Source organism: Staphylococcus pasteuri (genome assembly GCF_030547725.1).
Taxonomy (GTDB): Bacteria; Bacillota; Bacilli; order Staphylococcales; family Staphylococcaceae; genus Staphylococcus; species Staphylococcus pasteuri.
Genome location: NZ_JAUOQO010000404.1, coordinates 1 through 266, shown reverse-complemented (window position 1 = coordinate 266; position 266 = coordinate 1). Strand labels below are relative to the sequence as shown.

Annotated in this window: 1 protein-coding gene; it reads right to left on the bottom strand. The window is 42.1% G+C overall.

Annotated elements, in window-relative coordinates; translation table 11 throughout:
- The coding region (locus tag Q4528_RS14160; protein ID WP_303522251.1) for a flagellar basal body P-ring protein FlgI at positions 1–266 on the bottom strand (266 nt) is incomplete at both ends.

Genomic DNA, 266 nt, shown 5'->3' with positions numbered 1-266 from the left:
CCGTAGGTGTGTTTGAAATAACTTTAGAGCCATCAGCACCTTCGGCACCAAAGCCACCAACAATTAAACTACCTTGAGCAAGTGCATAAACTTCGCCATCAGCTCCTTTCAAAAAGGTTTGTACTAAACTGCCACCGCGTAAGCTTTTAGCTTCACCAATGGCTGATATTGTAATGTCGATAGTTTGACCTGGTTTAATAAAAGCAGGTAACTCTGCATGTACTGCTACTGGCGCAACGTTTTTAATTTTTAAGTTAGTGCCTGGC